The sequence below is a fragment of the Rothia sp. HMSC067H10 genome, assembly GCF_001810635.1.
GTDB lineage: Bacteria > Actinomycetota > Actinomycetes > Actinomycetales > Micrococcaceae > Rothia > Rothia dentocariosa.
In genome coordinates, this window is sequence record NZ_KV802317.1 from 649,716 (window position 1) to 673,800 (window position 24,085).

Below are 24,085 nucleotides of genomic sequence, written 5' to 3' on the forward strand. Positions count from 1 at the left end.
CTAGAGAAAAATACGGGACTTCTAAGTCTGCGCTGGGCATGGCAATAAGCCTTTGCCCGGGCATTTTAAGTGCGTATGAGACCCATGCCCTCTCCATGCCAGGTATTACCTTATACGGTAACGTTACTCACCTTCGGTTAGGGTTAGGTCACATTCCTCGGTACAATCAAGTATCTCGTTTTGTTTTACGTTTAGACTTATACGGGATTAATGCATTCACACGAAAGGTATAACGATGTCTTCGGCTCTGAATCGTCGTGCAGCATTGGGGATTCTCAGTGTGGGAAGTGTCGCGTTCTTAGCGGCGTGCGGCAGCGATAAGAAAGAAGAATCTAATTCTTCAGCCTCCGCAAGCACTTCTCAGACGAAGAGCTCCAGCGCTTCCTCTTCAGCTTCTGCTACCCCCTCAGCTTCCGAATCACCTACCCCCACCCCGACTCCTACAGAACTCGTCAACGACGGTAAAGACTACTCCGGAGTCGCTAAGCTAGAGCAGTACGAAACCCCCGGAGAGTACCAGCCCGCTACGGCGGAATCTCCCGCGCAGAACGTACCCACCCCCGTTATTCCCGAAGCAATGCACCAAAACACAGTTGCAGGATTCGCCTCTGCGCTTGCATATTTTGGTGCTGCTGTCGATTACCTCCTGCAGACCGGCGATATGAAGTATGTTCGGGAAGTCAGCACCGATGCTGATACCCTGAATGCACTCCAGAAATACGCCGATCGTACAGCGAAGGGTATTGAAGAAAAGACATGGTACGAAAAGCCTTCGGCCACAATGGTTATTAGCAGCAAGCAGCCTACTATCGCGCAGGGTGCCTATAACTGGACCGTCGATTTCACCATTGATTTGGGCGAAAAACTCTTCAATAAGGGTAAAGAGCAAGACACCCCTTCTGATAAACGCTACGTACGTATGCAGGGCGAGGCTGTTGGCCGCTACATCAATAACGTGTGGGATCTACACATGGATATCGACTAATAGATATCGTTCCGCAAACACAACACCGTATACTCACAAACGTTGAGTATACGGTGTTTTTATATCTTTCCGATTATTTTTCAAATCTCTTTTCTGTACCGCACACCAAAAATATGTGCGGCAGAAAAATATTTATGTGAGGCTCCCCCTACCCGCCAAAGCAGCAGTCTTCGTACCGAAAAGATACCAATTAACAAGAGTCCAGCAGACGACACAACGCGGGTATCAGGATGTGTGCGACGACTCTCTCGATTCTTGTGCTTAACTCTAGTTCTACAAGCAGCTAGCAGTCAGTCACTTGCTCGTCAAAATGCTGTCTTTTCACGCTTGTATAAATGCGACTCGAACAAAAGCGTTTAGAGTGCGTGTTAACTTTGTGCAAAATACATTAAAAGCTTGTACCAAATAATAAAGTTTAGGTAAGCTAAAACCATCACCAACACATCCCATGAGAGAGGACTACTTCATCATGCCTACTTCCGGGGTATTTTCCCGCCGTAACACGCTCAGATTTACCACTTTAGGAATACTGAGTCTCGCGGTTATTCCAACGCTCACCGCATGCGGCAAAGATTACCAAGGCGAAGTCAAACTTGATTCCTATGACGAATCTGCAGGTTCTTACGAGCCCGCGACAAAGGAGCACCCAGCGCAGAATGTTCCAAAACCCAAGAAGCCTCAAGACATCAACGATGATTCAACCGGCGGGCTATACTCAACCCTCGCTTTTGCCGCCGCTGCTATGCAATATGCACTGCGCACTGGAGATACGAGCTATCTTCAAGAGGTCAATGTTCCTGAGAGAACCAAAGTATTCTTTATGTCTAATTCCCCTTTTCTCGGGGGTACTACGTGGACCGATAACCCCGTTGTAACCATCGCCCTCAAAGCTGGTTCTCCCACCAAAGATGGTGACACATATACCTGGCCGGGTCATTTCAAAGTCGATTTTGGCGCATGGACTGTTAAAGACGGTACGGCAACCGACACTCAAAACAACAGATTAAATCTAGATCAAGATATCGATATCAAAGCAAAGTACCAGAATAACGCTTGGACTATTCTTTCACTCGACCATTAATACCGCTTAGAACCTCGAGAAGGAACGCCGTGCCGTATAATTTTCCAATGGGAAATATATACGGCACGCGGACTATTAAGGGTGAAAAATTATTGCCTGCTACACCACCGCCAGCGTTTTTATTCCCAAATCAGCAGCATATTACGAACTGTGACGGGTAAACTTACACCGCTACCCACAGCGTAGTAAAGTTTCTCACGTACCCAAGGTTCCCCGGAAAATCAATAGGATTTTTCACCACACACTAAAGGATTAAATACTGTGGCAGAGATCGTAAACAGCATTGTTGATGCTATTGGTCAGACTCCCCTTGTTCGACTCAACCGCCTCGATGCTGGTTTGCCCGGCAACGTAGCCGTCAAACTCGAATTCTACAACCCCGCAGGCTCTGTGAAAGACCGCATCGGTCGCGCCATCATTGATGCCGCTGAAGAAGCAGGAGCCCTCAAACCCGGCGGCACTATTGTCGAAGGTACTTCTGGAAACACTGGTATTGCGCTTGCAATGGTTGGTGCAGCACGCGGATACAACGTTATTTTGACAATGCCCGAGACAATGTCGGCTGAACGTCGAGTACTGCTTCGCGCTTATGGTGCGAAAATTGTTCTTACTCCCGGCACCGACGGCATGCGCGGCGCTGTCGAGAAGGCACAGGAAATCGTTGCCACCACGGACAACGCAATTCTCGCATCGCAGTTCTCCAATGAGGCAAACCCTGCTATTCACTATAAGACCACCGGCCCTGAAATTTGGGATGCGACTGACGGCAAGATTGATATTTTCGTATCGGGTATCGGTACCGGGGGTACTATCTCTGGTGCAGGCAAGTACCTGAAGGAGAAGAACCCTAACCTGCAGATTGTTGCCGTTGAACCTCAGGATTCACCGCTCCTGTCTGAAGGACGCGTTGGTCCGCACAAGATTCAGGGCTTGGGCGCTAACTTTGTGCCTGACACCCTCGACCGCGAAATCTATGATTCGGTCATCGCAGTATCTGGTGAAGAAGCGATCCGTACTTCCCGCGCACTAGCAACCCAGGAGGGTATCCTGGGCGGTATTTCTTCCGGCGCAGCCGTCTATGCAGCATTGGAAGAAGCTAAGAAGTCCGAAAATAAGGATAAGCTGATCGTTGCAGTTGTTCCCGACTTCGGTGAACGTTATATCTCTACGGTACTCTACGAAGATATCCGTGGCTAACCTTCCTCAAGAAACAACGCCCCACGCTTCCGTTCGCTACGGTGCTGTGGGGCGTTTCCTCTGCTCAGAGAAGAATAGGGAATTTCAGCATTCTTTTATAGTTGTACGCAATAAAGGGTCAACATCAATATTGTGCGGCGCAGGCGCGCCTAATATGAAAACAGGCTTCGATGTTGGTACCTTGGGGAAGTATTTACTGTAACAGAAAGAAGATTATGGGATTTTTTGCCCGTCTGCGCGAAGACATTGAAAATGTTCGAGAGCATGATCCAGCGGCGCGTGGGGCTGGCGAAATCATGCTTAACTATTCGGGCATGCATGCGATATGGGTCCACCGGCTTACACACAAACTTTGGCAGAAGGACAGCACGAAATCTCTAGCTCGTACCCTCTCGCAGCTCACCCGTTTTTTGACCGGTGTCGAGATCCATCCGGGTGCTGCCATTGGGCGGCGTTTTTTTATCGATCATGGCATGGGTATCGTTATTGGTGAGACCGCCGAAATAGGTGATGATGTGATGCTCTATCACGGCGTTACTCTCGGTGGCCGTTCGCTTGAAAAAGTTAAGCGCCATCCTACGATTGAAGATAGAGTAACAATCGGTGCTGGTGCTAAGGTTTTGGGGCCAGTAGTTATTGGGGCAGATAGCGCTATCGGAGCAAATGCCGTGGTGGTAAACGATCATCCGCGTGATTCCATAATTACGGGTATCCCTGCGAAACATCGTCTGCGTACACCCGAGAAGAAGAAGCCTCTGGTCGATGCTGTGGAGTATATCGACCCAGCAATGTGGATCTAATCTTGAGTGGTGCTCTCTATGAGGTTTGTGGTGTTTTATCTATGACGGCATCTCGCTGCAAACCTCAATAGTGCAACTACTACAATATAAGGTTTCTGTACCCTGAATAAGGTCATTAAACCCACCGATAATCCGGTGTTACCCGTGTGAACCACCCACGACTCCAGGTCTTCTTTAGGCAGACGGAGCATCATTGCTCGCAGCGTGTTCTCAAGATTCTCAGTCTTGTCGGTCACTGGATCGCGCGCATACGGACAAAACACAGGCAAAAAGGGGTGTGGCTGCTTCGTGAGAAAGCAGCCACACCCCTTTTATTGACGCTGTTCTTAAGATCCAGGTTCTAGTGAACGTGGATATCTGCAGCGTTTACTTCTGAACGGTCACCACTCCACATAGTGTGAAATGCGCCTTCTGCATCCACACGTCCATAGGTGTGCGCTCCAAAGAAGTCACGCTGCGCCTGAATAAGGGCTGCGGGCAGACGGTCACGGCGCAGTCCGTCATAGTAAGAGAGCGCCGAGGAGAAGACCGGAACCGGTACACCCAACGCGGTAGCCTTTGCAACCACACGGCGCCAAGAAGGAACAAGCTCTTCCATCAGATTCTTGAAGGCGGGTGCGAGAAGCATATTGGCCGGTACCTCGCCCGCATAAGCCGCCATAATATCGCCCAGAAGCTCCGCGCGAATAATGCATCCAGCACGCCAAAGCGATGCGATAGTGTCAAGGTGCAGTTCCCAGCCGTATTCCTGCCCGGCACGAGCGATCATATCCATACCCTGTGCATACGCCACCAGTTTTGAGGCAAAGAGCGCACGGCGCACGTCTTCGACAAATTCGGGATCGCCTGCACCGACTCCGGTGGTCGCGATGAGACCAGCAGGAAGTTCCTGCTGAGCCTGTGCACGCGCCTTAACATCTGAAGAAGACAGGGCACGAGCGAAGACAGATTCAGCGATAGCGGATACTGGAGCTCCCAAGTCAAGAGCAGCCTGAACGGTCCAACGACCGGTACCCTTCTGACCGGCCTGGTCAAGAATAACGTCTACCAACGGTTTACCGGTCTTCGCATCAACCTGTGCCAAGACTTCCGAGGTAATCTCAATCAGATATGAGCTGAGATCGGTCTCATTCCATTTCTTGAAGATTTCAGCCTGCTCGGCGGGTTCAATACCTGCAACAGAACGTAGAATATCGTAGGCTTCGCCAATAACCTGCATATCGGCGTACTCAATTCCGTTATGCACCATTTTGACGAAATGTCCTGCGCCATCGGTAGAGATCCAGGCGCAACAGGGAGAACCATCCTGCGGCGCTTTTGCTGAAATTTTCTCTAACATAGGACCTATGTGCTTGTAGGATTCAGCCGAACCGCCCGGCATAATCGAAGGTCCCCAGAGGGCACCTTCTTCGCCGCCAGAAACGCCGACGCCCACAAAGTGCATACCTTTTTCTGCAAGAGATCGTTCACGGCGAATAGTATCGGGGAAATGAGAGTTACCGCCGTCAATAATAATGTCCCCCTCATCAAGAAGAGGAGTTAACTGCTCAATAACAGCGTCTACGGGGGCACCCGCCTTTACCATAATCAGGATGCGGCGGGGAGATTCGAGCGAGTCAACCAAACCTTGAAGTGACTCGGTGCGGATGAAGTCACCGTCTGCGCCGTGCTCAGAGAGCAAGGCATCAGTCTTCTCAACAGAACGGTTATGCAGTGCTACGGTGTACCCGTTACGTGCCAGGTTGCGCGCTAGGTTAGCGCCCATGACGGCAAGCCCGGTAACACCAATCTGTGCCTTCTTGTTTTCAGTCATGTATACAAGAATACGCTGTTTTACGTTTTATCCGCGTGTATCCAAGGAATTAAGCGTTTGGATTAGACAGGAATAACATTCGGCAGTCTTTGAATAATTATTGTGAGCATTCCACGATATAACCATGATGCGCGGAGAGAGTGGATATAAAGGAAAACCCCGTACCGCCTGTTACGGTACGGGATTTATATGTGGGTCCTACCGGGATCGAACCGATGACATCCACGGTGTAAACGTGGCGCTCTACCAGCTGAGCTAAAGACCCAATTTTCGCTATAAAAACCTTTGTTTTCCTGCGAACAAGGTAATACTATACGGGGTTTCTCATGTACTCGCAACTGAGATGTGCATGTTATATGTCACATCAGAATTAGATAGTGGTTACTACGCCCCCAAAGTCTTCACCCCATGACTATACCCCTCATAAAACCACATAAACACAAATAACAACATGCCTCAAGGTGTCAAATTTTAAGGGGGAAAGCCCCTATATCGGGAAATTTGCACATTTTAGGCAAAAATTCTTACCGCGGAATATCGCACCAACCTGCCCACTTTCATTCATAACCCAAAGCCTCCAACGAAAAAACCTCAAAAACAGTCATCGGAGATCAAAATAAGGTCTAAGATAGTAGAGAAAGAAGTATGCTCCTAGAACACTGTGCGCATGCTTACCAAAGGGTGCCTCGCACCAGCGCCACAAGCGCCTTCACAATTGGATAAGAAGAGAGGTTGGATTAGTTTGGCTAACGTACCGAACGAACACTCCCTGAGTACTCTACTTGACGGACTCAAGGACGTCGACGTTGAGGAGACTCAGGAGTGGACCGAGTCCCTTGAGGACCTCATCAAAACTCACGGCACCGAACGTGCCGAGTACATCCTGCGATCCCTAATTCAGGAAGCAGGCAAGAAAGGCGTTGAGGTACCGGTTCTAACCAAGACCGACTACATTAACACCATTGCAGTCGACCAGCAGCCTGAATACCCCGGCGATGCTGATCTTGAAGAACAATACCGTAACTGGATTCGCTGGAACGCTGCCATTATGGTGCAGCGCGCACAGAAACAGGGCATCGGTGTTGGTGGACACATCTCCACCTATGCAGGTATCGCTGATCTTTATGAAGTTGGGTTCAACAACTTCTTCCGCGGACGCAATCACCCCGGCGGCGGTGACCAGGTATTCTTCCAGGGCCACGCCTCTCCCGGTAACTATGCGCGCGCTTTCGTTGAGGGCCGCCTCAGCGAAGAGGACATGGATGGCTTCCGTCAGGAGAAGACCAAGGGCGAGCATGGCATTCCCTCTTACCCGCACCCCCGGTGCATGCCTGAGTTCTGGCAGTTCCCCACAGTATCGATGGGTCTAGGCCCCCTTAATGCTATTCACCAGGCTTCCTTTAACCGCTACTTGCAGAACCGCGGTATCAAGGACACTTCGCAGCAGCACGTCTGGGCATTCCTCGGCGATGGCGAGATGGATGAGCCCGAATCACGCGGTGCACTGCAGCTCGCGGCTAACGAAAAACTCGATAACCTGACCTTCGTGGTTAACTGCAACCTGCAGCGTCTTGACGGTCCTGTGCGTGGTAATGGCAAGATCATCCAGGAGCTCGAAGGGTTCTTCCGCGGTGCCGGATGGCATGTCATCAAGGTTGTCTGGGGCTCCGAGATGGACGAGCTTCTCGCTAAGGACAAGAGCGGTAAGCTCATCCAACTGCTGAACGAAACCTTGGACGGCGACTACCAGAACTTCCGCGGCGAAGACGGCGGTTACATCCGTGAGCACTTCTATGGCAAGTACCCCGAAACCAAGGAACTTGTTGCTGACCTAACCGATGACGAAATCTGGGCTATTCGCCGCGGCGGTCACGACTACAAGAAGATCTACGCTGCATACAAAGAAGCGCTGGAGACTAAGGGGCGTCCAACCGTTATTCTGGCACAGTCCATTAAGGGCTACGCTCTTGGTCCCTACTTCGAGTCCCGTAACTCGACCCACCAGATCAAGAAGTTCACCATGGAAGCGCTCAAGGGCTTCCGTGACCACCTAAATATCCCAATCTCTGATGAAGAGCTGGAGAAGGACCTCTACAACCCACCGTACTACCGTCCTGGTCAGGACAACCCGGCAATTCAGTACATGCTCAAGCGTCGCGAAGAACTCGGCGGTTTCCTCCCCGGTCGCCCCAATACTCAGCCTGAGATTCAGCTGCCGGACGACAAAGTCTACGCGGGTACCAAGAAGGGGTCAGGCAAGCAGCTTGCCGCATCCACGATGGCATTCGTGCGCCTTATGAAAGACCTAATGCGTGTCAAGGGCTTTGGCCACCGTATTGTGCCTATTACTCCCGATGAGGCACGTACCTTCGGTATGGACGCATTCTTCCCCTCAGCTAAGCTGTACAACCCGAACGGACAGAACTACGTTCCTGTTGACCACGAGCTTATGCTCTCCTACACGGAGTCGCCGCTGGGTCAGATTCTGCACGTGGGTATTAACGAGGCTGGTGCAACCGCAGCATTTATCGCGACCGGTACCTCCTTCGATACACACGGTGAGCCGATGATCCCGATTTACATCTTCTACTCGATGTTCGGCTTCCAGCGCACTGGCGACGCTTTCTGGGCTGCTGCCGACCAGTTGGCACGAGGCTTTATTATCGGCGCTACTGCGGGTCGTACCACGCTTTCCGGCGAGGGTCTGCAGCATATGGATGGTCACTCCCCCATCCTGGCAAGCACCAACCCTGCCGTGAAGTACTACGACCCTGCATACGGCTACGAGATCGGGCACATCGTCAAGCGTGGTCTTGAGCAGATGTACGGTAACCTCGATGAAGATCACGATGTCATGTACTACCTGACCGTGTACAACGAGCCGATCCACCAGCCTGCAGAACCCGAGAACCTGGATGTTGATGGTCTGCTCAAGGGCATCTACAAGCTCAAGGATTCTGAGCTTACCTCCGGACCCAAGACTCAGCTGCTCGCCTCCGGTGTTGCTGTACCGTGGGCTTTGGAAGCTCAGAAACTCTTGGCTGAGGACTGGGGCGTTTCGGCTGATGTATGGTCGGTAACCTCGTGGAACGAGTTGCGCCGCGAAGGTCTTGCTGCTGAGGAAGAAACCTTACTCAACCCCGATAAGCCTGCACGTGTACCCTACGTGACTCAGAAGCTTGCCGGTGCTGAAGGTCCTATTGTGGCGACCTCCGATTACATGTCGGCTATGCCTGACCAGATTCGCCAGTTCCTCCCGAACGATTTTGCAACTCTGGGAGCCGATGGCTTCGGTTTCGCGGATACCCGCCCCGGTGCACGTCGCTTCTTCCACATTGATGCTCAGTCAATGGTAGTTCGTGCCCTGCAGCTGTTGGCAAAGGACGGTAAGGTGCCCGCCGATGCGGCTGCCAAGGCGTTTGCCAAGTACGATCTGAATAACGTTAACGCAATTCAGGCAACACATACCGACGACTAGTTCCATTGTGTTCTAGCCAGGCTTTCAGCGGAAAGCCAAATTAACTGCTTCCCTCGCTCTTGTACGATGCAAGAGCGAGGGAAATTTTTACCCTTGAAAACCGTCCAGTACAACTTCCGAGGGGCTTCTATCACAGGTGGAACTTTATCAAATAAATATGTTTTGATGATATTTTTTACTCCATGTCTCGGTATATAATTGGAAGGTCAGAATCACCACAATCACCAAGGGACTTCAGTGTCTAACAACCTCCAGGCAAACTTTAAAAGTATAGATGCGGAGATTACATCGTCGTGGGCTTTTGGAGAAAGTATCCATGATTCCGAATTTGTATCTTTTTATACTTTTGTCGAGAAAATTAAATCCGCACAACAAAAGAATACTCAAATACTACCGAGTAAACCTTTTAATGGTAGCGTGCAGGTATATTACTCATTTAAATACAACGACACTATCGTTCAAACAGAACATGCTTTCTACGAGAATATTTGGCAAGGTTTTCGGGAAACTCTGCGCATGATCCTTGACGGCCATGACAACCTTCTTCCAGGTGGCATGAACCGTATTATCGATCGTCAAATTAAAGCTGCCGAGAATCAAAATCCTAATATTTCTGCACTCCAGCTTGTGGAGTGCATTCCTCTTTTTAATACCGCAGTACAGGAAGCCCATAAACGTTCACAAGATACCGTAAAAAAGTTTTCCATATACCGCGATATTCGTATTTGCATCTATTTTGGAAATTCTGCCGGAATGCCATATTCTCGAGTTCCTGTACAACTTCAGGATATCATTTCGCAGCATATTAAACCTTTAATCGAAAAACCGCCTACTCAACGAAAAAAACCCACGCCTAAAGATTTTGAGGATACTCTCAATGCTGTTGAAGAAGAAAACGGTAGGTTTTATCCCACTGGACCTGTTGCCAAATCTCTTTTCAAAAATAAATGTGTTGTTCTTGAGGGAGTCGCAGGGTGTGGAAAGTCTTACCAGATCAACACTCTCTCACGTGAGGATACTGGGTACGGCAAGGCCAACATTACAACGGTAGTCTTCCACCCGTCCACGAGTTACGAAGAGTTCGTGAGCGGTCTGCGTCCAAACTTTTCACGCCAAGAAGATGAGCCTGAATTTGTGTCTCACGAAGGTGTATTTCTTCAAGCCTGCCGAAAAGCTGTTGAGAACCCCACGACACCACATCTGCTTTTCATTGACGAGATTAACCGCGCCAATACCTCTCGTGTTTTTGGCGACCTTATGCTCGTTATTGAAACGTCAAAGCGTGTTTCCGGGAAAAAGCTTCAGGATCATCGTGAAAAACTTTACGGTTCAGTATTTGCAGCTGATGCGGATATTCCCCAGGGGTTCACCTATGCGACTTTGCAAACTCCGCTTTATTATCAGGGTAAAATATATAACCGTTTAGTAGTTCCAGATAACCTGCACATTCTGGGAACTATGAATTCTACTGACCGCTCTGTGGGTACCATTGATTTGGCTTTGCGCCGTCGCTTTATCTGGATGGAAATGAATCCTCACAATGAAACAGATTTGCGTACAGAACTTGAAGCTGAACGAGGTGCTATTTCTGAAGAATTAGACATCGTTATAGAACGGTATGCGGATATTAACGCCATTCTAGAATCCGAGGTTGGTCCCGATGCACGTCTGGGACATTCCTATTTCTTCTCTCGAAATTCAACCCCCGAAGACATTGCACGGGCTTTGTTAACCCAGCTTGCGGAAATTGCAGCGACTTTCAATATCAGTTCCGGCATTCTCGAAAAGATCGGTTCTATCAATGGGCTATCCGTCAAGATGGTGGGCCAGCGACTCGGCAGCCGCCCACGCGTGGTTGGTTCATGGAGCGGTCCCGGTCTGCCTTCTGCTCCTAAGCCCGCAGGTCAAATTCCCTGGTTGGAAGTAACGAGTGGTGAGTGAAGTTCGCTTCTTTCAAGCGAGCGCGCGCGGTAACGGTGTCGGCGTTACGATCCTAAAACACACGCATCCTCAGCCGGGTGCCGTGCATACTCTGGTTATCCACGTGTTGCCCAAGCTCTGGTGCAAACAATGGGTATCGGCTGAGCAGCCGGAGGTTATTGCGCCTTTTAATGTGAAAATCGCCTCTGAGGCAGGCGGACAGTTCGCCTCTGTGCAGGATCCTGAGTCTTTACTTTACGAGCATAGCGATGACGGTACGTTATCTCTCTATGTCTATGAGACTGAGATTCTGGCGCTTCCGAAGCCTTGGGCTGGGTATTTAGAGACGGTTTCGGGCTCTGCCCTGCCGCCGCATGATGATGATAATGAGGGCGGTGCCTCAGATCCATTGTGGACAGCGCTGGAGTACCCTGAAAAGCCTGTCTATGTAGTGGCTGCTACGGTTTGTGGACGGGTTTTAGGACCGGCTACGGCCCGTGAGAATATGGACTTTTCGGCAGGTGGTCAAGGTACTGGCTGGCAGAAGGTTTCTTTGTTATGGCGTATGCTGGCAGAGCATCATGAGGAACAGGCAATTATTCAGGGACATCGTGACATTACCCCGCAGGGTTCCGAACTTTTTCCGCATATTCCTTCGCTCAAAGAGGCTATGTACCGCGTTTTTGTTGATTCAAGCGGGCAGGCTTTGGCGCATCGTCGTCCGGTTTTTGAGCCTGAGGTGGATGAATTACTTTTTGTGCGTGGTCGTATGCTTCCGCGCGAGCTTGTAAACCGGCGGATTAACCGACGTATTGGGGTTGTTTGCGAGTTCGATTCTCTAACGACGGATACGCATTTATGGCAAATGATCCGCGCCGGATTACAGCAGGTGGCAACTCATGCCGCCGATAATGAGGTCGTCGACGATGCTTTAGGGTACGAGTCTGTGTTGCGTGATGTGAGCACGCAGAATATTCGTAGTCTGCTGACCGAAACGCTCTCCCCTGCTTTTGCTATGCGATTGCCGGCACAAACTCTGCGCGCTTACCACTATGCGCAATCTATTTTGTCGCAACAATATGGTTTTGGTTTAAGCGATAGCCCGTATGAGGCGGGTGTACTGGCAAATATTAAATTTGATACTTCGTCATTATGGCGAAAAATGTTGGTGCGTGCCCTCACGGATACCGGTTTAGAAGTGCGTGTGGAAAGACCCGTTGGTATGCTTTATCACCGCAATGCTGAGGGCCGCCAACAGGGTATGGCCTTTGCGAAACCAGATATGATGCTGTATTCCCGGGGCATTCTGGTAGCAACCCTTGATGGCAGGTACACCGCATATTGTGAAGATTTAACGCAGCTTCCCGAACATGAACGGTACCGGATGCTGGCGGTCGCGTACCGCACGGGCGCGGATGGTTATAAAGCATATCCAGTAGCTCACGGTCCTGGAACTCTAGGTAATCTCCTGGCGATAGGCGAGCCCGGGGCGTATCCCCAGGTCCCTGTGTCTTCGGAGCACCTTATGACCACCTGCGGGGTGCGTTTCCCTCAGCCTGAGGATGGACGCACTACCGCTGATGCCTCGCATTTGGCGAAGATACTGAGGAAGGTTCCTACTGAGCCTTCATAGAGCGCAAAAGGTCCGCAGGCGTGACTTATGCCGAACTCCTATCGCTTGTGGTGCTGTTGATGTCTCTGTTCTTCTCCCAATACCCATAGGGCGCTTTTAGAAGGCTTCTGCAATAATTTCAGGAATGCGCTCTGGATTCACCAGATCGGGGTGGGTACCGTTCTTCAACGTGACGGTACGGAACGAGCCCGCGTGAGGCTCCCAGCCGTGCGCATCCAGATAGGGTTGATCGTCATGGTTCACTCCAATCAATACGACTTTTCCGCCAAAGTTAAGGTGGTTCGAGCCGCGCATAAGGGCGGCAGAGGCGCGCATTGACTCCAGACACACCCCTAACTTATCTTCGGGTAGATATCCCATAGCCGATCCGGCATCTCGCAGTCGTTCGAGCGTCTGCGGCAGGTCAAGCACGGTCTGCGCCGATACCTCGGAAAGACCGCCCATACGTAAAAGGGCGCGGAAGCTCTCTTGCTCGTCAGGTTCGGGAATCCCCTGCCATTGTTCGGCGGGGTATGCATCCAGGAGCGTGACCTGGTGTACTTCATATTCGGCAGTCTCGGCAAGCGCGGCTACCTCGACGGCGGCAGTACCGCCAACGGACCAGCCCATCAGGGAAAATTGTGATGGAAGCTGACGTTCCTCAAGGGTTTCACGAATACGCGCAAGATACCCCTCGGCGAGTTCACGAAGGCTCTGGGCGTAGCCAGCATTTGGGTTCGTGAATGCCTCATGTTGCAGTGCGTAAACCGACGGATGCCCGGGCAGATAGGGCAGGTAGGCGGCATAGCACCATCCCAGGCCGCCGGCAGGCGGCAGGATAAAGAGCGGTACGGTATTTTTCGATGTTGCGGAGTCCGTCGAGTCCACCTCACGCAGAGGCAGAACCGGGGCAAACTCGATATCAGGAGAATCCTCGTTCAAGACCGCAGCGAGCCCCTTGACCGTGGGATTAGCGAAGAGGGCACCAATACTGAGCGTCTTTCCAAGGTTTTCTTCAATCTTGGCGATGACGGAGAGTGCCGCAAGGGAGTTACCACCCGCTGCGAAGAAGTCTTCGGTTACGCCGAATTGTGAGCGTCCCAGCACACCCGCGATAATCTCGCAAATTTGCTGTTCTAAAAGTCCATGGGGGCCGTCTGCGGTGTTGGTATCAAAGGTAAACTCGATCTGTGCCAGGTTTTTGCGATCTGTCTTGCCTGAGGGGCTAACCGGGAACTCAGCCATGGTGCGCCATAGGCGCGGTACCATATAGTCCGGCAAGGTGTTCTCACAATGTTGGAGAGCTTGAGCAACGATACGGTTGCGTTCTGTTTCAGAAACGTCACCTATCTCTAGGAACGCCGCGAGAGCAGGTTCGGGCATCTTCGTGTAGAGCAAAACGACGGCGCTATGGACTCCCTCAACGTGGGAGAGTGTAGTTTCGATATCGCCAAGCTCTAGACGTTGCCCATGTAATTTTACTTGGTGATCGGCACGACCACGGTAGAGGATGACTCCGCGAGGGTTTTTGTCCAGGGTGCCGGGTTCCTGGTTTGTGGCGGTGAGGTTCCACTCGGCAAGATCGCCAGTACGGTAAAGCCGCTCCCCCGTAGCGTTGTCCAAGATAAAGGCTTGTGCAGTTGCCTCGGGATTGTTCTGATACCCCACAGCAAGCTGTGCACCCGAAAGGTAGAGTTCCCCTACGAATCCGGGCGGTATCGGCTGTAAAGCCTGGTCGAGAATACGGGTTTGGGTGTTCCAAACAGGCTGGCCGATAGGAACAGTACTGCACTCTGGGTTTTGGGAGCTATCCCAGAAGGTAACATCGACGGCGGCTTCCGTAGGCCCATAAAGATTTAAAGGGTAAACACCCATAATATTATGCGCGCTGAGAATCTGATCCTTCTGAAGTGCCTCGCCCGAGCAGATAAGATAGCGCACATGGCGTTGCTGCTCCCCCGATCCAAAACCTGCTTCAGCTAAAGTACGTTGAGCGTAGGGAGACTCTAGGAAAGCGGTGAGCATCGTGGGTACGAAATGCAGACAGGTGACGTTCTGTTCGGCGATAACACGCGCCAGGTAGGCCGGATCTCGGTGCCCATCAGGAGCGGCAATAACGACGGCGGCCCCTTCCTGAAGCGGCCAATAAAGCTCCCACACATGAACATCAAACGAGATAGGCGTTTTATGTAAGATGCGGTCCCCTGTACGGTCTTGTGTGGATGCGCCGACCGGAATCTGTGACTGCTGCCAACGTAACCGGTTATCAATGGAACGATGACTAATCGCAACGCCTTTGGGTCGCCCTGTCGAACCCGAGGTAAACAAGATATACGCGGTATCATCCAGTGCTGTGCCGATACCCGGGAATGTTTTTGCCTCGGGCACATGTGTAAGGTTTAGAGGTTTTCCCACAGGGGCTGTTAGAGCGGTAAATTCAAGTTGCTGCAGCCCGCGCGAGCTCCCTGTATTCGCCGGTTTTAACTCGGCCTCTGCAATAGGGCTCAGCCCGGAACCATACACAAGCGCCGAACACTGCGCATCTTCTATCATGGAGCTCACACGTTCGGCGGGCAGATCCGGCAAAATCGGTACGTAGACAAACCCTGCATAGAGCGCTGCATATAAGGCGATATATTGTTCAAGTCCTCGATGAAAGCGTAGTCCTACAGCAGTTCCAGGGCACACGCCAGCTTCCAGCATCGCCTTTGCTAGGGCGCGGGCTCGCACATCCAGCTCGTGATACGTGAGCACCTGCGAAAACTCATAGGCCTGCGAAGATTGCGGGGACAGCGTACCGTCCTCATCTGGCACGCAGGCGTAGAGTGCGGGTTCGTTCGGGTAGCGTGTGAGCGCATCCTGAAAACGCTGAAGCAAAGTTTTATACTCTATCGGATGCGCGGTAGCGTTAAACGATTCCAGCAGCTCTACTTCATGCGATAACGCAGTCGTCAGGGTATCCATCGACCGCTCCTCAAGGGCAGCCTGGGCCCAAGATTCCAACCAATTTTGCAGATGCTGGGCATGAAATTCTACGCGCTCGCGGGTATAGAGGTTCGGGTTGGCATCGAACTCTACAGAAATTGTGTGACCGCGCCCGGGTATGCCTCGCAGGGTAATGGTCATATCCGCAACTGGCCCCGCAGATATGTTATGAATATATCCCACAGAAGCAGGCGCGTTTTCAGTGGGTGCACCTAGCGGTAAAGCGGCATCAAACGGTATAACATTGATCTGGGCGCCAAAGAGGCGGCTGTTATTGGACTGCACTAAACGTTCTAGGTCTTCTTGTCGAGCAAGCGGATGTGAGGAGTTTCGTGCATACTGGTTCTTTACGCTATCGAGTGCCTGTGCAATACTTCCAATACCTGAAACCTGTACCGGAAGCACGTTCACGGCGGTGGTTCCAGTCTGAGCGCTGGTCTTGCCGAGAGCACGGGTTTCTGCGGGAACCTGGGCCCCAAATATACGGTTCATCTGGGGTATACCAAAAGCAGCGCTTCTATGCCCACCAATACGGGTCAGATAAGACCCTACGGCACCGGTTACAGTAACGGGCCAGGAGGTTCCGTATATTTTGCCAATTTCCAGCATATCCCGCTGTAGTTTATCAGGCAGGGTCAGTACCTCACGCAAGGCCTGTGGCGCCGGTGATGCACTTCGTGCCGCCAGCGATGTATCAGGCTGGCTAAGTACTTCCGCTTGCTCAGAAGTCCACAGGGCCAGGTCCTCTTCTCGGGCATGTTCGGCTGCGTGGTCAGCCTGAAGAAGCTCCATTAGAGAGGCGCGTTTAACGGTAGGCAGAGGTTTTCCGGCGCTCAATGCACGATATATAGCCGCTACACGAGATAGACCATTAAATACTGCAAAGCCGTCTGCCACCACATGGCTAAAGCTGTGGTAAACCCAGAGTTTACCCCCATAGTATGTGGCAGCGGAACGTACCGTAACACCCGCATCGGTCCTCAACGGTTCTCTGATCAGCTCGGATGCCCAGCCACGCACCGCTGCCGGAATGGGATTCTGTTCTTCCGTTTCTTCCTGAGTCGGGAGGGAAATTACCGGAAGTACCTCAAGATTAGTCAAAAACTCATTAAGTGGCACGACTCGTTGCTCTGGACGCCCAGTCTGCACGCGCGTCTGCACCCGGAAACCTTCATTTTCACGATAGAGCTGAATAAAAGCCTCACGCAGGTAATCAAGATTCGTCTCGGGTGGGCATTCCATAATCTCTGCCGTGTTATAGCAGGGATTTTTGGGATCGATAATAGCGGCAAGATAAATACCTTGAGCGCTTTTGGTCAGGGGAATCCAGTCATGCTTGGACCCACTATGCTCGGTGATGCTCATATTCCGGTCTATTCTTTCAGGCGGTGTCGTGTGCTGGTTGGGTGAGTATCGGCCTTATACAGGTACCGATTTCGTCAAAGTTAGCTGATGCGATTGAGCAAAAATTCGACGGTCGGGTTTTCTACCAATTCAGTGAATTCGATAGTAATCCCCTTGCCCGCGAGGTCATCGAGCAGGGCAAAAGCGCCCATTGAGTCCATCCCCAGAGAAAAAAGGTCGGTCGTAGACTCGGAAAAGGCGGTATCCAGCGAATCCGCCTCGTGGATGTACTGAGCAAGCAGGGGGCGAAGAGTAGTCTCTGCGGACATTATGTTCCTCTCTGGCATCATGTCTTATGTATGCGAAAATTTATATACACATAAATTGTAGATTAGGTTACCCTATATGAAAACTATGTAAATCTTTACATAACCGTCATATAGCGGGTGTTGACTACCTATACGTGACTATTATTCTCTGCGCATGCCTCATAGAGCACCTGCTTTTGAGTTAAACTTCCGGGGTAAGAACCTCAAGATTCTTACCCCGGTATTATGGTATCCGCACGCTTATTTAGCCCGCGCTAATGCTTACCTTAGTTACTCTTACTCCTGAGCCAGCATCTCAACTAGTTTAACGCGAAGTTCACGGCGTGAGATCTTACCCACGTTTGTGGTTGGCAGAGAGCTCAATACCTCCACACGTTCGGGGATCTTAAAATCAGCCAGCTTCTTTTCAGTGAAATACTCATACATGGTACGGCGCGGATTCTCACCGAGCGATTTCCCAGCCTGAGGTACAACTATCAAGCAGACGCGCTCACCCACAGCTTCATCGGGCAGGCCAAGGGCTACTGCATCCAAAATATCCGGATGCTCTAACGCCAACTCCTCAATTTCATCCACCGAGATCTTCTCACCGTTACGGTTAATTTGATCTTTAGCGCGTCCAGTAACTTCAAGATACTTTCCAGCGACTATACGCACGATATCGCCCGTGCGGTAGAAACCGTCTTCAGTAAAGCTGAGCTGATTAGCGTTTTCTTCGCGATAATACCCGCGAATCGTATAGGGCCCGCGCGTGAGGAGGTGACCGCTCTGCCCTGGCTCGACCGGGTTATCCTGTTCATCCACTACGCGGATTTCATCAGCCGGGCTGATAGGGTATCCCTGAGTATTCATGCGTATATAGGGTTCATCACGCAGACGAGTGTAATTCACCAAGCCTTCCGCCATGCCGAAAACCTGTTGGATGCTCACACCTAGGGTTGTTTCGAGCTCCCCCGCCACCGTCGGAGCAAGTTTCGATCCGCCCACCTGAAGTACGCGGAGCGAAGGCAGCTGCACGTCACGTTTCTTTACAGACGCCAGCCAGGCCTGCGCCAAGGGCGGTACGAGTGAGGTGAAGGTAACGCCTTCCATCTGAATCAGATTAAGCGCCGTCTGAGGGCTAGGATCAGCAGCAAATACGAGCTTACCTTGCACACACATTACGCCCAGGATTCCGGGCGAACTCATCGTGAAATTATGTGCCGCAGGAAGCACCACCAACATAGTTGTGTTGTTATTCAGCTTGCAGATATCGGCGGAACCACGCACCGAGTACAAGTAGGCTGCGTGAGTGCGCGGAATTAGCTTTGACATACCGGTTGTACCGCCGGAAAGCTGCAAAAACGCGATCTGCTCGCTTGCCAGAATATTCTGGGTATTCTGCACAACACCGGGATGGAACGGCTCAGCCAGCTCCGCCTCGCTCAACGGAGTTACCGGGAGCGCAGCATCAAGGGCAATAGGCGGTTCTAGACCATCAGCACGCATCGTCTGTGCCACATCGTCGGCGAGCGCTGCAAAATCTGCTCCCGGAGTTTTCGAGGAAAATATATGCGCAGCGGCATCAGTGCGGGTTGCAAAATGGACAAGCTCACTCGTGCGGTGCTGTGGCAGACAAAAGACCGGTAAGGCACCTGCCCAAAAAATACCCATGAGATATATCAGGTATTCGGCGATATTTCCCAACTGTAAAAGCACACGATCGCCGGGTTGCACCCCGGCATTCTCTAGGCGACGTGCTGCGGCACGAGCAGCCGCCTCCAGCTCTCCATAGCTCAGTCGAATCTGCTGCGGTTTGCCCTCTGCGTCGCTCTGTGCATGCGAAAATGCTACTAACGCCGGAAAATGTGGTTTAGCACGGCAGGCATCAAGCAGAAACTCGGGTATGGTCTGATCGATCCAGTACCCTTCTTCACGGTAATGCCGTGCGAAATCCTCAGGAATCAGTGGGGTTTCGAGCAGTTCGGAGCGTTCCACAATCTGTTCGGTCATGTTTATGTCTTTCTCGGCTATAAGATTTTAGGGGTTGGGCATAAGAATGCGATTCAGCGCGGGTATGATAGCTCCACGCCAGCAGGCGTAGTCGTGGCCGCCGTTGAATACAGTGTAGTTCAGGTGTGTGTCCACGGATTCGAGTTCCTGAACAAAACGCTGATGCGGCGGCAGCAGAATCCATTCCTGCTCGCCTACCTCGACCTCAAGGTGAAGGTGGGACAACCGGTGCAGTTCATTGGCTTTACGCAGCTGTGAGAGTTTGTCGAAAACCTGGGGCTGCCACAGCGAAGACGACTGGGCAATTGCGGCTCCGAAGGATTCTGGGCGTGAGAAAACCGCCAGCAAAGAAGACAGTCCGCCTAAGGATTGTCCGTTGATGATAATATCCTGTGGCTCTGGCCGCAGCCCGTGATGACGCCTCAAATGAGGAAGCGCTTCTTCCACAATATAGTCGGCTATGGGGCTGTCTCCATTGAGCTCTTGCCAGCGGCGTTCTCGGCCGCCCGAGTGCAGAAAGAAGACATTCATATCTGGAATACGCCCGGCGGCACAGGCTCGGTTGAGCATATGCTCCATACCGTGCCTGTACCAGACTTCACCGTCGAAGAGGATAAAAAGCGGAGAATCGGGACTTGGGTTTCCTACCCGTCCCAACAAATATTGGTGTCCGTCCGCAGTAGTCATCCAGTGCGGTTCAGGAAGGCTGTCGAGTTCCTGCTGGGTGAGCAGAAACTCATGAACCGGCGCATCGGCAAGTTCAATCACACCCATACAACGGCCAATACGGTTGCAGACGGTCTTCGGGTTAAGCGGGTCGCCTTCACCAGAATCGAGAGCGGTGCGCAGTGTCACCTGATCGTCCTCCCCCAGCCAGATCGGGCGTTCTCCTGGCAGCGTGGGAATAAAGTTATAGGAAGCCCGCCAGTCGGTGCGCATCTGGAAGCTCAGCTCCCACCAATTGGTGCCTGGAATACGTTCCATCAGAGACAACGGCAGGTTTTTCTCATCTGTCAGTCTATTGACAAAAATGAGAACCTGCTCTGCCGTGGCATGCTGATACAGGAATGTGACAATGCGTTCGTTCTCATTCGCTGTTCCATCGTCATAGTAAGCCTGCTCGATAAGTGGAGTCCCATCCGCTACGATCTCTGTGATGCGGGCGTTAAGTTCTTGCGCGTCCACGGCTTCGTTTACGATGCGCGTCATAAGCGGGCTGGGTACGCGCGGGGCAGGTGTTGGGCGCGGGGTTTTAGGCGGCATAGGACACGCCATGATCTTTGACTTGAGATTCTGTGTGATTTTATGTGGAAGGGTCTCAAAATCACCCATAAAAGGCTCCTTAGTGACCTTCGCGGGCGGCGGCAATTGCGTCCGCGGCAATAGTAATCTCTTGGTGAGCTGCCGGAACTACCAGTGGTGTTCCGGTACAGGGGTCATCGCATATAACAGATTCTAGGTCGAAAACTTCCTGAATTAGCTCGGCAGTGACAATTTCCTGAGGGTCACCCTGAGCGATAATCCTACCTTCCTTCATGAGCACCGCATGAGTGGCGTATCGGAAAGCCAGGTTCAGATCGTGTAGCACAACCGCAACGGTATGCCCCTCAGAGTGGAGCTTCTTGGTAAGGTTTAGCACCTCAATCTGGTGGGTAATATCCAGGTAAGTGGTTGGCTCGTCCAGCAGAATCAAAGGCGTCTGCTGGGCAAGGGTCATGGCAATCCACACGCGCTGACGCTGACCGCCGGAAAGCGCCTCAATAGGACGTTCGGACAGTTCCAACACGTTCGCGGCTTCCATAGCCTCAACGCAGGCAGCCTCATCTTTCTCAGACCAGGAACGCAGAAGGGATTGATGCGGGTACCGGCCGCGTGCCACAACATCCGCCACGGTCAACCCGGTGGGTGCCTCCGGCGTTTGAGGAAGCATGGCGAGAATCTGCGCGATGGAGCGGGATTTCATCTTTGAAAGCGGCAGACCATCAAGAAAGACCTTTCCGCCTTTGAGAGGATTCACACGCGCCAGAGCTTTGAGCAAGGTAGATTTACCGCAGGCGTTAGGACCCAAAATAACGGTAAGCTCACCCTCAAGCACCTTGAAGTCTATACCACTGAGCACTGTGTGGTCGCCATAGGCTACGACCATGTCTTCGCCTGCGAGTCGGTTTTCGCTAATCTCTGCACGAGCCTTCACTAGCTCTTCTTCCTTTCAAGGTAAATCAGGTAAATCAGATATAAACCGCCCAGGGCTCCGGTAACCACACCGACCTGTAGGGTACGGCCGGGAATTGCAAACCTTCCAATAAGGTCTGAGGCCAGCACCATCAACGCACCCATGAGGGCAGATCCGAAAAGGGTAACGCCGCCGCTTCGCCCTAGGGTTTTCACGATATGCGGGGCAGCAAGTGCCACGAATGCGATGGGACCGGCGGTCGCGGTTGCGAGCGATACGAGAAGCACACCGAGAAAGAGCGCCCATATCCGATAAGCGTTGACATTCACGCCTAGTCCTGACGCCACGCTATCGCCAAACCGAATGGCCCCGAGAGGGCGTACCAGGGCGAGAAGCGCGGGAACTGTGACGATCAGAAAAATCATCAGTGTAATCGTACGCGGCCACGACATATCATCAAGAGAACCGGCAAGCCAGGATGCCGCCGTCTGCGCCTGAGTCAGTGATGCCCGAACTACCAACAACGAGTTGAACGCCGCAAGAGTCGATCCTACGCCAATACCCACAAGCACTAGGCGGAACCCGCGTAAACCTGTATGTCGAGTCAGTAACCACACCGTAATGGATGTTGCAATACCGCCAATGAGGGCACCGATAGCAACTTCTACCGGGCCAGAGTCAAAGACGATAATCTGCAGGAGTGCACCAGTTGCAGCACCGTGTGTAAAGCCGATAATATCTGGTGAGCCCAGCGGATTACCTGAGATTACCTGGAACAGCGCCCCTGAAAGCCCTAGAGCTGCGCCCACAAGCAGAGCCGCCACGATGCGCGCTTCACGCTTCTGTACTAAGACCACTGTGATGCGTTTACCCCGCCCAACGAGAGCATTGATGACGTCCATCGTCGTCACTTTGTAGTCGCCCTGTTGCAGCCCCCACAGGCTAAGTGCCACGATGAGAGCGATCAGCACAATGTACAGCGTCAAAACCCGCCAGGGAACCTGCGCCTGAATGAGTCCGCGTGAGTTAAGAACAAGCCTGCCAGCCAAGTCGTGACCGCGCCGTGCACCTCGAGGGCGCGAAGCTTCCTGCTTCTGAGTCTTGAGGTTCGTCGCCTTAGTCTGTATATCTGTCATCAGAGAGCCTCCACCTTACGACGAGTCATCAGGAATAGGAAGAGGGGTGCCCCTGCAAGGGTAGCGATAATTCCTACCTGAGTTTCCTGCGGGTGCTCCGGGGTCGCCATAATAACACGGGCTAAGACATCGGACATGAGCAGCCAGACAGGACCTAGAAGCGCGGAGCCATAGTTAACCCAACGTACGTCATTACCCATAATGGCACGCACGACGAAGGGAACTGCCAAACCGACGAAGGAGATTGGTCCGATGGCAGCGGTTGCTGCACCTGCAAGAAGCGTTACGGCAAGAAGTGTGAGGTTTTGGGTCCGATATACCCGTACGCCTAGGGATATAGCGGCTTCTTCACCCATACTTAGCGCGTTGATCGAGGGTGCTACAAAAAACGCTAAAAGGAGACCCACGAAGATCACGGGGGCAATAGCCTGTGCGACTGATATATCGCGCCCTTCTAAAGACCCGGTAACCCACACACGAAATTCGTCAAAAGCATCTTGGTTCGAGAGCATAAGTCCCTGTGCTACAGCAGCAAGGGCGGCAGAGATAGCCACACCGGCGAGAGCTAATTTAACAATTGAGCCGTCTCGACCACGCCCGAGGGTATAGACGACAGTGGCGGCTATAGCGCCCCCGATAGCGGCGGCAATCATATACTGCCAGATGCCGAGAACACCGAAAAGTACAACAGTGAGGATGACTGCAACGGCGGCACCGGCGTTGACACCCATCAGACCAGGTTCGGCGAGTGGGTTACGGGTGAGTGACTGCATGAGTGATCCGGCAACTGCGAGGGCCGCCCCGCAGGCTATCCCGATGAGTGTCCGCGGGATGCGCTGCTCAAAGATAATGGCATGACTTTCGGGGGTTGATTGCCCCGCTAAGGTTTCTACGATACTGTCGGGGGAGAGTGATTTTAGCCCAATAGTTAGCGAGGCAAGAATACTCACGCCGAGCAGAACCGCGAAAATAATAAGCCAGGTTATTCGTCGGCCGTTTTTTTCGTTGCGCCCACTTTTCATGGTTCGTGAGGCTCCTGTGCGTTCCAAGGTTACGCTCAACGAGACTCCTTTATTATGTGTGGTCTAAGATACAGTGCTATCAACAACGCTACCGTAAAGATAGCTAAGACTGCCTTATCTCGATACCGTGTCTTGGTCCCTATGGCGCTAGGGTACCTTTGGTTCTTCTCCTGAGCAAGAGTGCCAAACGCGCGTCGCAAAGGAGCGTTATCTCCCCT

At 52.1% G+C, this 24,085-nt stretch carries 15 protein-coding genes and 1 tRNA gene; 7 read left to right on the forward strand and 9 right to left on the reverse strand.

Annotated elements, in window-relative coordinates; all coding sequences use genetic code 11:
* Positions 1–235 precede the first annotated feature (235 nt).
* The 4 genes from HMPREF2756_RS09805 to epsC all read left to right on the forward strand — a co-directional run bounded on the left by HMPREF2756_RS09805 (position 236) and on the right by epsC (position 4,063).
* Entirely contained in the window at positions 236–985 is a 750-nt protein-coding gene (locus HMPREF2756_RS09805; protein ID WP_070620743.1) for a DUF6318 family protein, read from the forward strand.
* A 469-nt stretch (positions 986–1,454) separates the two neighbouring features.
* Positions 1,455–2,066 carry a DUF6318 family protein gene (locus HMPREF2756_RS09810; RefSeq protein ID WP_246825916.1) on the forward strand — a complete coding sequence of 204 codons (612 nt, stop codon included), beginning with the start codon at positions 1,455–1,457 and terminating at the stop codon, positions 2,064–2,066.
* A 261-nt stretch (positions 2,067–2,327) separates the two neighbouring features.
* Positions 2,328–3,263, forward strand: a complete 936-nt coding sequence (cysK, locus tag HMPREF2756_RS09815; protein WP_004004913.1) for a cysteine synthase A — start codon at positions 2,328–2,330, stop codon at positions 3,261–3,263.
* A gap of 215 nt (positions 3,264–3,478) precedes the next feature.
* Positions 3,479–4,063: a serine O-acetyltransferase EpsC gene (epsC, locus tag HMPREF2756_RS09820; protein ID WP_070620749.1), complete on the forward strand. Its 585-nt coding sequence runs from the start codon at positions 3,479–3,481 to the stop codon at positions 4,061–4,063.
* 340 nt (positions 4,064–4,403) lie between these two features.
* On the opposite strand, the gene gndA is transcribed toward epsC, so the two are convergent.
* Both gndA and HMPREF2756_RS09830 read right to left on the reverse strand, forming a co-directional pair.
* Entirely contained in the window at positions 4,404–5,876 is a 1,473-nt protein-coding gene (gene gndA / locus HMPREF2756_RS09825; RefSeq protein WP_070620752.1) for an NADP-dependent phosphogluconate dehydrogenase, read from the reverse strand.
* A gap of 192 nt (positions 5,877–6,068) precedes the next feature.
* Positions 6,069–6,141: transfer RNA gene (locus tag HMPREF2756_RS09830), tRNA-Val, on the reverse strand.
* A 477-nt stretch (positions 6,142–6,618) separates the two neighbouring features.
* Between HMPREF2756_RS09830 and aceE the strand changes: the two genes are divergently transcribed.
* The 3 genes from aceE (at position 6,619) to HMPREF2756_RS09845 (ending at position 12,907) form a co-directional block, all read left to right on the forward strand.
* On the forward strand, positions 6,619–9,354 hold the full coding sequence (gene aceE, locus HMPREF2756_RS09835) for a pyruvate dehydrogenase (acetyl-transferring), homodimeric type (RefSeq protein ID WP_070620755.1): 2,736 nt from the start codon (positions 6,619–6,621) through the stop codon (positions 9,352–9,354).
* Between the two features lie 237 nt (positions 9,355–9,591).
* A complete protein-coding gene (locus HMPREF2756_RS09840; RefSeq protein WP_070620758.1) occupies positions 9,592–11,295 on the forward strand; it encodes an McrB family protein in 1,704 nt (567 codons plus the stop codon).
* Positions 11,288–12,907: an McrC family protein gene (locus tag HMPREF2756_RS09845; protein WP_246825917.1), complete on the forward strand. Its 1,620-nt coding sequence runs from the start codon at positions 11,288–11,290 to the stop codon at positions 12,905–12,907. Before HMPREF2756_RS09840 ends, HMPREF2756_RS09845 begins: the two co-directional genes overlap by 8 nt.
* Positions 12,908–13,003: 96 nt before the next feature.
* Here the strand turns inward: HMPREF2756_RS09845 and HMPREF2756_RS09850 are convergent, their stop codons facing one another.
* From HMPREF2756_RS09850 to HMPREF2756_RS09880, 7 genes are all read right to left on the reverse strand, one after another.
* Positions 13,004–17,236 carry a non-ribosomal peptide synthetase gene (locus HMPREF2756_RS09850; protein ID WP_070620763.1) on the reverse strand — a complete coding sequence of 1,411 codons (4,233 nt, stop codon included), beginning with the start codon at positions 17,234–17,236 and terminating at the stop codon, positions 13,004–13,006.
* A gap of 80 nt (positions 17,237–17,316) precedes the next feature.
* Positions 17,317–17,544, reverse strand: a complete 228-nt coding sequence (locus HMPREF2756_RS09855; RefSeq protein WP_246825398.1) for a phosphopantetheine-binding protein — start codon at positions 17,542–17,544, stop codon at positions 17,317–17,319.
* 276 nt (positions 17,545–17,820) lie between these two features.
* On the reverse strand, positions 17,821–19,536 hold the full coding sequence (locus HMPREF2756_RS09860) for a (2,3-dihydroxybenzoyl)adenylate synthase (protein WP_070620769.1): 1,716 nt from the start codon (positions 19,534–19,536) through the stop codon (positions 17,821–17,823).
* 27 nt (positions 19,537–19,563) lie between these two features.
* Positions 19,564–20,868 carry an enterochelin esterase domain-containing protein gene (locus HMPREF2756_RS09865; RefSeq protein ID WP_070620771.1) on the reverse strand — a complete coding sequence of 435 codons (1,305 nt, stop codon included), beginning with the start codon at positions 20,866–20,868 and terminating at the stop codon, positions 19,564–19,566.
* Between the two features lie 10 nt (positions 20,869–20,878).
* Positions 20,879–21,730 carry an ABC transporter ATP-binding protein gene (locus tag HMPREF2756_RS09870; protein ID WP_070620774.1) on the reverse strand — a complete coding sequence of 284 codons (852 nt, stop codon included), beginning with the start codon at positions 21,728–21,730 and terminating at the stop codon, positions 20,879–20,881.
* The gene (locus tag HMPREF2756_RS09875) at positions 21,730–22,845 is read right to left on the reverse strand and encodes a FecCD family ABC transporter permease (protein ID WP_070620777.1); all 1,116 of its coding nucleotides are present in this window, start codon (positions 22,843–22,845) and stop codon (positions 21,730–21,732) included. The genes HMPREF2756_RS09870 and HMPREF2756_RS09875 overlap by 1 nt, the downstream gene beginning before the upstream one ends.
* A complete protein-coding gene (locus HMPREF2756_RS09880; protein WP_238789005.1) occupies positions 22,845–23,906 on the reverse strand; it encodes a FecCD family ABC transporter permease in 1,062 nt (353 codons plus the stop codon). The genes HMPREF2756_RS09875 and HMPREF2756_RS09880 overlap by 1 nt, the downstream gene beginning before the upstream one ends.
* Positions 23,907–24,085 lie beyond the last annotated feature (179 nt).